Below are 8,493 nucleotides of genomic sequence, written 5' to 3'. Positions count from 1 at the left end.
GTCCGGGGCCGGAGCCACACGTTCTCGGTCCGGTGCCGGAGCCACGCCTTCTCGGTCCGGGGCCGGAGCCACACGTTCTCGGTCCGGGGCCGGAGCCACGCCTTCTCGGTCCGGGGCCGGAGCCACGCGTTTCCGCCCGGGCCGGGGCTCAGGCGTGGTAGATAAGGGTGCCCACCACGCCGGCGGCGACGGCCGCGGCGGGAACCAGCAGGGTGGCCACCGCCCGCGGCGAGGCGACCGTCTCCCCGAACTCGGCGGGCACCAGCACCCACGGCCCGGCCACGAAGGCGACAAGACCGACCACCGGCACGAGAGCCAGGGGCATCGACGCTGGCATACAGGCACTCACTGAGCGACGTGGGCACCGAACCCGGCCGCCCCTCACGGTTTGAGCCCGGCCGCAGAACAGACCACCGACGACGGCTCAGGGCCTGCCAACACCACTCGGCTTAAGTGGATCATGATTCTGACCGTCGACTTCGCCGCGGCTGCGACCACGTCTGCCGGGCGCCGTCTCCGGTCGCCCCGCGCGTCGGTGCCGTTCAGCAACTCGCTGCCCCACCAGGGCCGTCGCCGAGATTCGGAATGGGTTCGGTGGCGTTCCGGCCAACCCGGCCGTCGGCCACGGTCCACCCATGAACCGAAAACGACCGCGGGCGACGGCCGGGCGACCCCGAGCCGTCGCCGATGGCTGACTCCCAACCTCCCGAACAGCCGCAGCCAACGGCTCGACCGGCCTGGCCGCCGACTACGGTCCATCCGCGAGCCGAAAGCGACCGTGAGCGACGGCTGGGCGACCTCGAGCCGTCGCTCACGGCTGGTTGCCGCCCTCCCGAACAGCCGCAGCCGACGGCTCGACCGGCCCGGCCGTCAGCTGCGGTCCATCCCCGAACCCAAAACGACCGTGAGCGACGGCCGACGGTCGCGCCTCGCCACCCAGCTTAAGTTGATCATGGACGTGACCCCGCGCTGCGACAAACAGCTGAGCAGAGCTGATGCGACCGCCACGGCCACCGCCACGACCCCGGCCACGACCACGACCACGACCACGACCACCGTCAACGGCCGACGAGTCGCCGCGGCAAAGGGGATCGCATGGTTACCGGTCACGGCGTTGATCAACTTAAGCTAAGCGGCACTGCAGGGCCTGCGGCCGTCATCAACGGCCGCTTTCACTTCACGAGCGGGCCAAGGACCACACCCGCAGAGCGGGCAGCACCCGCAACGCCCGCAACGCCCGCAACGCCCGCAACGCCCGCAACGCCCGCAACGCATGCCGGAACTGCCGCACATTCCAGCCCGGCACGAACGAACCGAAGACGACGAGCCACGGATCGCGGCCAGCCAGACGACCCGCCGCCATAACGACCAAGCGACCGGGCGCCACCACTAAAAGGCCAGCCGGCCGACCGAGCGACCAAGCGGACAACCGGGCGACCAGGCGACCAGGCGACCAGGCAAAACGAAGAGCGGGCGACCAGGCAAAACGACGAGCGGGCGACCAGGCGAAACGACGAGCGGGCGGTCAGGACTCGCGAATCGCCTCGCCGGCCAGCTCGATGCGGACCTTCTTGCCCACCAGGACGCCGCCGGTTTCGAGCAGCACGTTCCAGACCAGGCCGAAGGCTTCGCGGTCGAACTCGGCGGAGGCGCTGAACCCGAAGATGTCCCGGCCGTACGGGTCGCGCCGTGCCCCGCCGAACTCCATCGTCATGTCGATCGGGCGGGTCACGTCGCGGATCGTCAGCAGGCCGCTGATCAGGAAGCGGCCGGAGGCGCGGGTCGCCGCGGGTGGCAGGTCGGTGACGGCGGTGCGGCGGCTCAGCGGGTTGTTGCGCAGCCGCGCCCACTTGAAGATCGGCTCGTCGTCGTTGAGCCAGGTGACGCCGGTGCTGCGGTACTCCAGTGTCGGGTAGCGCTCCACGTCGAGGAAGTCGGCACTGGAGAGGTGCGTGTCGCGTTCCGCGTTGTGGGTGTTGACGGTGTTCGCCTGAATGGTGGCGGAAATCGACGAATGCAACGGGTCGTGGTCCACGACGATGGTGGCGGAACCCTGGGCGAATTCGCCGCGGATCGGGCTGACCATCATGTGCTGAGCCACGAATCCGAGACGCTTGTGAGCTTCGTCCAGTGTGTACACACCCGGATCCGGAATCATCAGGCCGTTCCACTGCCGGATCGGCCGGTCGACAGTCACGTATCCCCCTACGGTGACGTTGCGTGTTCATCAGGACGGCGTGCGTAACACGCTTCACGCTTGGTTAAGCCGCGATTCTAGGCACTCCCTCGTTCCCGGTGTCACCCCGAGTAATCGAATTCGTGTCGATCGCCACAGTCGGACACCTCCGCAAGATCGCCATTTTCGTACGATTCACCGACTATCACCGCCCACTGACGAACCCCTCCCGAACTGGCGAAACGCAAATCACACCCGCTGTGATCCGTCCTACTGAAATGGTGCTGTCGGATGCTCGACACCACCGGCTTTCTAACTGGGAAAAGCCTGTGAAAATCGATTCTCATGTACGCGATACCGGCCGAACCACGGTCATATACGGACAGCGCCGGCCACAGGAGGAGGTCCGGTCGGCGCGGCAGGACCGTGAGACCCGGGCCCGGGAAGCGGCGATCAGGACTGCACGACGTTCACCATCCACGGCACGCCGAACCGGTCGACCAGCTGGCCGAACTCGTCGCCCCACATCTGCTTCTCCAGGGGCACTTTCACCGTCCCGCCGTCGGACAGCTTCGCCCACGCTCCCCGCAGTTCGTCCCCGTCGTCGCCGCTGAGGCTGACCGTGATGGTGTCCCCCGGGTGGAACGCCATCCCGGGCGGCGTGTCCGACCCCATCAACGTGTACCCCTGCGGCGTGGTCAGCTGCGCGTGCATCACCTTGTCGGCGATCGCCGGGTCGGGCGAGCCGAACTGGCCGAACGTGCTCAGGGTGAGTTCGCCGCCGAACACCTCGCGGTAGTACTCCATCGCCGCGCGGGCGTCGCCGTCGAACGACAGGTACGGGTTGAGCCGGGACGCCATGACTGCCTCCACGAGAGGGAAGGAGAGATTGTGGACAGCCCGCACGCTAGGTTCCGGCCCGGGACGCTGTCCGGCAGTCGGCGGTCCCACCACCCTCCCGTGTCCTCGGTAGCATTCCGGTGATCGGCGAAACGCGAGGGGTATACATGAAACGGTCACAGGTGACGGCGGCGGGCTCGGCCCTTCTCGGCGTGGTCGTCGGGGTGCTGACCAACATCGCCACCGACGGCTGGCCCCTGGCGGTGGTCGCGGCGCTGGTCGTGGCCGTGATCGCCTGGGTGGCCCTGGAGTTCTGGCGGGCCGGCGGTGCCGAGGACGACGGCGGCACCAGCGAGGAGGACACGATCGACCAGCGTGCCCGCCGGGTGGCCGGCACGGTGACCGGCCTGCGGCGCACCGGCGGGCAGGGGAAGCGGGCCACCGTACGCCAGGAGATCGACAACGTGACGGCCGGCGGCGAGATCCTCGGCGTCGACGAGACGAAGCGCTGAATGCCCGCGACAGGTTTCCACGATCTCGTCGCCGAGCGCACCGGAACCGGCTACGTCGAGCGCCCCTGGCTGACCGCCGCGATCGAGCAGTCGGTCGTGGCGTCCCGGTTCACGCTGCTGACCGGCGAGCCCGGCGCCGGCAAGACCACCGTGCTGGCCGGGCTCGCGCAGCGGCATCCGGACTGGCTGCCCTACTTCGTCCGGCGGGACAGCGTGACCGCCCTGGTCGGCGCCGACCTGACCGGTTTCCTGCTGGAGATCGGCCATCAGCTGGCCCGGTCCCGGCCGGAGCTGTTCGAGGCGGAACCCCTCGATCTGGTCGTCAAACAGCGGGTCAAGACCGCCGGGGCGGGTTCCCGGGTGACCGGCATCCGGATCGACGACCTGATCGCCTCGCCGTTCCACCGCACCGCCAGCTACCACGTCGACCAGGAGATCCGACGCGGTGACGGTGACGTCACCGGCATCGCGATCAGCCGCGCGCACGTGGAGCCGCGGCTGCTCGAGGCCGGGGTGCTCACCGAACTGGCGCTGGGCGCGCCGGCCGCGCTGCTGGCCGAGCGTGATCCGCAGGCCCGGATCGTGATCCTGCTGGACGCCGTCGACGAGCTGGTCCGCGATCCGCGGTCGGGGCTGCTCGACTGGCTGATCCGCGGTCCGGAGCTGCCCGCCAACGTGCGGCTGGTGCTCGCCGCCCGCCCGGTCACCGACCTGGCCGCGTTGCGGTCGGCCCGGACGCCGCCGGTTCCCGCCCAGCGTGGCACCCCGCGTCCCCTCGACGAGCTCACCGAGGTGGTCATTCCCGCGGATTCCCGCCAGGTTCGGGAGGATCTTCTGGGGTACGCCCGGAGCACCCTCGACACCGCCGCGGTGCGGACGGCGGTCGCCGCCGACGGTCAGGACTGGACTGATTTCCTGGACGCGACGGCCGACCATGCCGCGGGCAACTTTCAGGTGCTCACCGCGTACGCCAAAGCCTTGACGGACGTCTCCACCCGCGACCGGGACCCGGTACTCCTGGCCGGTCTTCTGCGCTTCCGTGGCATCGCACCCGGTTTGCCGGGTCTGTACACCTTCTTCCTGGACACCATCCGCCGCGACGTCGACGGTCTGGGCCGGGTCGAGCTGGACGGGGTGTGGACCGCCGAGGTGTTCGAGTCGGTCGGCCGTACCGTGCTCGGCATGCTCGCCGTGGCCCGCGCGCCGCTGTCCGCCGCCGAGATCGCCCGGCTCTCCGGGCTGCCCGCCGTGCCGCGGGTCGTCGGCGCCGTGCTGTCCCGGATGGGCTGGCTGCTGCGCACCCACGGTGACCGGTTCGCCTTCTACCACGCGTCCATCGCCGAGTTCCTGGCCGGACCGGACGCCCGCATGGACTGGTCGGTCGACCCGCACGAGTGGCACGAGAAGATCGTCCGGGCCTGCCGGGGCGGCCGGCCGACCCTGGCCGACGTGGACTGGACCGCGGCCGGCGACTACGAGCTGGTGCACGTCGCCGACCACCTGTCCGCCGCCGGGCGCGACACCGAACTGCCCGGCCTGGTCTCGCCCGGTCTACGGCGGGCGGTCCGGGCCCGGTTCGCGAACGACCGCTACTTCGTGCGGGTCGTCGACCTGGCCCTGGCCCGGTCGCTGGACCGCGCCACGGACCTGTCCGCCCTGCCCGACGTGCTGTTCCTGAGCGTCACCCGGGCCGAACTGTCCCGGGCCGGCGGCCGTCTCGGCCCCCCGGTACTCGGCCTGGCCGCCCGGCTGGGCCGGGTCGACGAGGCTCTGGAACACGCCTGGGCGCTGCCGCCGTCCGCGCAACAGGCGGCCGCCCTGGCCGAGATCGCCACGCACGCACCCGCCGGCCGAAGCCGTGAACTGGCCGAACTGGCCGCCGCGCAGGCGTCCACACTCAAGGACCTGCCCGGACACACGTTCCGGGACGCCGCCGTCAAGGCCGCCGCGCTGCTCGCCCCGCACGACCTGGACCGCGCCCTGGCCCTGTGGGCGAAGGCCGGGGCGCCACAGCCGCCCGATCCGGTGTACGCGGCCGCCGGCGACCCCGTGCTGTTCGCCCGGATGGCCGCCGGGCGTACCGCGGCCTGCCTGGACGCTGCGGAGACGACCGCCGATCCGCAGCGCCGGTCCGCGTTGCTGCTGCTCGCCGAGTCCGGCCTCGACCTGCTCCCCGGCGAGCAGCGGGTGACCGCACTCGCCCGCCTGGCCCGGCTCGACCCGGCCGGTGCGCTCCGGCACCGCGACGCCCTGCGCCGCGAGGCGGACCGGCTCGAGGTCGGCCGCCACCACCCCAACGAGGTCGCCCTGGCGACGGCCGCCGCCGCGCTGGCCGGCATCGACGACGCCCTGGCCCGGGCGTTGCTGGACCGGCTCGCCGCGGTCCGCGCCGTGCCGGAGCACCGGGCCCGGGCACTGGCCGCGCTGGGCCGCCCGGACGAGGGCCGCCTGCTGCTGTTCCTGCGCCTGATGGAGAACCCGCCGCAGGCCGAACGGATCCGGATCGCCGAGGCGCTCGTCCCGCTCGACCCGGACGGCGGGCACCGCCTCGTCGACCAGCTCGCCACCGAACTGGCCACCGCACCGCCACCCCGGGACCTCATCACCGTGATGCAGCGCGGCAGCGCCGTCGCCGACGTGGCCCGCCTGCTGCTCGACCGGGACCCGGACCGGGCCGAGGAACTGGCCCTGCACGCGCCGGAGGACCACCACTCGCCGTTCCTGACCGACCCGGCGACGGTCCTCGCCGGCCTCGCCCACCGGCATCTGGACGCGGGCCGCACCGACCGGGCCCGCACCCTGCTGGGCGGGTTGCTGACCCGCTCCGAGTGGGTGGCGCCGCTGCGCGAACCGGACGTCGGGGTGCCGTGGGCGCCCGCCGACGGCCACCCCGGGGAGGAGGCCGCCTCGCTGGGGGCGATGCTGCACTGGCAGTACCGGTTCAACATCGAGAACCAGTGGCGCCGGCGCATCCACCGGCGCCTGTACACCGACCCGGCCCACCTGCTGCAATCTCTGCCGCCCGGGCCGGCGTCGATCGGCACCCCGCACTCCCTGGCCAGAACCCTGCGGGTGTACGCCGACCGCCTGTCCCGCACCGACCCGCCCCGCGCGGCCGCTCTCGCCGCCCTGATCGACGACGCGGGCGAGGCCGCCGTCGCGCAGGCCGCCCTGGTGTCCGCCGCGATCCTGGCCCGCGACCCGGACGGCGAACAGCGGGCCTGGCAGTCGCTGCGGCACCTGATCGTCCGGATGCCCGGTCAGCGCTGGGCGTCCGCCGGACCGGAGGCGGACCGGGACTTCCTGGCCTATCTGCGGCCCGACTACCGGTCCCGGTTCGACGCGGCGGTGAGTCTGCTGCCGTACGAGGCGGACCCGGGACTGGCCATGCTCACCGACCTGCCGGCCCTGAGCATGGTCTTCCAGCTGGCGTTCGCGGCCGGTTCGTCGACGCTGTACACCTCGCAGCGTCTCGCCGGCCGCGACCCGGACCCGAGCGCCGCCCAGATCCACGACAGTGTCCGCCGCGACCCGGCCGGGGCTCTGCCGGAGCCGGTCCTGGCGGCGGTGCTCGCCGCGGTGGTGTCGGTCAACGAGCAGGTCCTCGGCGGCGCGGAGCTGGACGTGCCGGATCCGGTGTACCGGTTGTACGCCCGGGTCACCGCGTCCGCGACCCGGGCCGCGCTGACCGGCCGGCCGGGCGTCCCGGTCAGCGTGGGGCAGCTCGACGGTGCGCGGTTGCCGGCGTACGCCGAGATCGTCCGGGCCAACGCGGGCAGCCCGGTGGTCACGGAGCTGGCCGCCGCGGTCCTGTCCGTCGCCGGCGGTACCGGCTCCGGCTCCGGCTCTCCCAACGCCGGCGGTCCCAGCTCCGGCTCGGACGGTCCCGGCTCCGCCTCTCCCGACTCGGGCGGCTCCGGCTCGGACGCTCCCCACTCCGGCGGTTCCGGCTCCGGGCGTGCCTCGGAGGACGTGGAAGCGCTGCTGATTCTGGCCGCCGCCGGTTACGGCGATCCGGGGCCGCTGCTCGACCGGGTGCTCGACGATCCCGAGCGGGGTCCGTTCCTGCACCGGCCGCTGGGCCAGGAAATACCGGACGACCTGCTTCCCGACCTGTCAGTGCTGCTGTTCCGGCACGACCCGGGCCGGGCGCTGCGGTTCCTGAGCGAGGCGACCGCCCGCGGCTGGGCCTATCCGGCGGCGATCCTGGAGCATGTCGCCGACGAGCTGCTGGAGGCCTCCGGTCCGGAGATCGGTGAAGCACTGCACGCGGCCGTCTCCCGGGCGGTCACCTGCACCGCCCTCCGCGACGACGACCTCCCGCCGGTGATCGACGGTGTCCGCCGGATCCCTGCGGAGTAGGTCCGGCCGGTCCCCGCGAGGCAGATCCGTCCCGTCCTCGCGGGGCCCAACCGGTGTGCCAGGGCGAGCAGGCCACCGAGCCGGCAGTACCGGTCTGTCCCCACGCCGCAGGACCCCGCTGTCCCCACGGTGCAGAACCGTCCCGTCCTCACGGGGCAGCATCGGTCTGTCCCCACCCGGTAGGACCCGACTGTCCGCACGGAGCAGCCTTTCCTCACGGAGCAGACTGTCCTCACGGAGCAGCACCCGCCTGTCGACCTCATGCTGCTCGCGGCCTCGCACCGCCGCACGAGTCGGTGGCGATCCACATGTTCGGCATGTGGACCCAGCCGAAGCAGCTCCCCACGATGCCCTTGCCGCACACACAGACGGCGAGGCGGCGTGACTGCTCCACGTGCGTCGCCGGGGGAACGGCGACCTGGGGTCTCAGCTCACCTTTCGCCATCTTCGCCTCCTGTTGGCGTCTCTCGTCCGAACGATCACCGGCCGGTGTCGCCCCTACTGCCTGCCCGCTGCCGAGCTGGCTGCCCTGCCCGCTGCCGAGCTGGCTGCCCTGCCCGCTGCCGAGCTGGCTGCCCTGCCCGCTGCCGAGCTGGCTGCCCT

The 8,493-nt window shown here is 72.2% G+C and carries 8 protein-coding genes; 2 read left to right on the top strand and 6 right to left on the bottom strand.

What is annotated here, in order from left to right; genetic code table 11:
- Window positions 1–148: 148 nt before the first annotated feature.
- The 5 genes from WH85_RS51340 to WH85_RS45255 all read right to left on the bottom strand — a co-directional run bounded on the left by WH85_RS51340 (window position 149) and on the right by WH85_RS45255 (window position 3,037).
- On the bottom strand, window positions 149–325 hold the full coding sequence (locus WH85_RS51340) for a hypothetical protein (protein ID WP_157411638.1): 177 nt from the start codon (window positions 323–325) through the stop codon (window positions 149–151).
- 545 nt (window positions 326–870) lie between these two features.
- A complete protein-coding gene (locus tag WH85_RS45270) occupies window positions 871–1,110 on the bottom strand; it encodes a hypothetical protein (protein ID WP_045748410.1) in 240 nt (79 codons plus the stop codon).
- Between the two features lie 67 nt (window positions 1,111–1,177).
- Window positions 1,178–1,363 carry a hypothetical protein gene (locus tag WH85_RS51335; protein ID WP_157411637.1) on the bottom strand — a complete coding sequence of 62 codons (186 nt, stop codon included), beginning with the start codon at window positions 1,361–1,363 and terminating at the stop codon, window positions 1,178–1,180.
- Window positions 1,364–1,525: 162 nt separating this feature from the next.
- Entirely contained in the window at window positions 1,526–2,158 is a 633-nt protein-coding gene (locus WH85_RS45260; protein ID WP_045748411.1) for a YceI family protein, read from the bottom strand.
- A gap of 471 nt (window positions 2,159–2,629) precedes the next feature.
- On the bottom strand, window positions 2,630–3,037 hold the full coding sequence (locus tag WH85_RS45255; protein ID WP_045748408.1) for a VOC family protein: 408 nt from the start codon (window positions 3,035–3,037) through the stop codon (window positions 2,630–2,632).
- 146 nt (window positions 3,038–3,183) lie between these two features.
- Between WH85_RS45255 and WH85_RS45250 the strand changes: the two genes are divergently transcribed.
- Both WH85_RS45250 and WH85_RS45245 read left to right on the top strand, forming a co-directional pair.
- Window positions 3,184–3,528 carry a hypothetical protein gene (locus WH85_RS45250; protein ID WP_045748407.1) on the top strand — a complete coding sequence of 115 codons (345 nt, stop codon included), beginning with the start codon at window positions 3,184–3,186 and terminating at the stop codon, window positions 3,526–3,528.
- Window positions 3,529–7,890, top strand: coding sequence for an ATP-binding protein (locus WH85_RS45245; RefSeq protein WP_045748406.1), 4,362 nt, complete (start codon window positions 3,529–3,531; stop codon window positions 7,888–7,890).
- Window positions 7,891–8,149: 259 nt separating this feature from the next.
- Here the strand turns inward: WH85_RS45245 and WH85_RS51970 are convergent.
- On the bottom strand, window positions 8,150–8,493 hold a 344-nt coding region (locus WH85_RS51970), incomplete at its 5' end, for a hypothetical protein (protein ID WP_045748405.1).

The sequence above is a fragment of the Actinoplanes rectilineatus genome, assembly GCF_000962825.1.
Lineage (GTDB): Bacteria > Actinomycetota > Actinomycetes > Mycobacteriales > Micromonosporaceae > Actinoplanes > Actinoplanes rectilineatus.
This window is presented reverse-complemented; position numbering and strand designations above follow the sequence as displayed.

Coding starts and splice junctions, on each gene's coding strand:
- WH85_RS51340 (WP_157411638.1), bottom strand. CDS start 325: ATGCCCCTGGCTCTCGTGCCGGTGGTCGGTCTTGTCGCCTTCGTGGCC.
- WH85_RS51335 (WP_157411637.1), bottom strand. CDS start 1,363: ATGGCGGCGGGTCGTCTGGCTGGCCGCGATCCGTGGCTCGTCGTCTTC.
- WH85_RS45245 (WP_045748406.1), top strand. CDS start 3,529: ATGCCCGCGACAGGTTTCCACGATCTCGTCGCCGAGCGCACCGGAACC.
- WH85_RS45260 (WP_045748411.1), bottom strand. CDS start 2,158: ATGATTCCGGATCCGGGTGTGTACACACTGGACGAAGCTCACAAGCGT.
- WH85_RS45250 (WP_045748407.1), top strand. CDS start 3,184: ATGAAACGGTCACAGGTGACGGCGGCGGGCTCGGCCCTTCTCGGCGTG.
- WH85_RS45255 (WP_045748408.1), bottom strand. CDS start 3,037: ATGGCGTCCCGGCTCAACCCGTACCTGTCGTTCGACGGCGACGCCCGC.